Origin of the sequence: Paraburkholderia sp. SIMBA_030 (assembly GCF_046535245.1) — a bacterium.
Taxonomy (GTDB): domain Bacteria; phylum Pseudomonadota; class Gammaproteobacteria; order Burkholderiales; family Burkholderiaceae; genus Paraburkholderia.
The window spans coordinates 1-248 of the sequence record NZ_JAWRXB010001281.1 but is presented as its reverse complement, the minus strand read 5'-3'; the positions used below and the strand labels follow the sequence as shown (position 1 = coordinate 248).

The 248-nt window shown below is 63.7% G+C and carries 1 pseudogene; it reads left to right on the top strand.

The features are described 5' to 3' along the window. Window position 1: 1 nt before the first annotated feature. A pseudogene (locus SB772_RS44175) lies at window positions 2-248 on the top strand (carbohydrate ABC transporter substrate-binding protein); the annotation flags it as partial.

Sequence of the window (248 nt, the reverse complement as noted above, 5' to 3'; positions counted from 1 at the left end):
CATCGTCGCGCACGCCGAGCCTTTGAAAGCGAACGTGATTCACTGGTGGACCTCGGGCGGCGAGTCAGCCGCGATTCGCCAGTTCGCCGATGCGTATAACAAAGCCGGCGGCCAGTGGGTCGATAACGCGGTCGCAGGCGCGGACCAGGCGCGCTCCACGGCGATCAACCGCATTGTCGGCGGCGATCCACCCACGGCCGCGCAGTTCAATACGTCGAAGCAGTTTCATGACCTGATCGATCAGGGAC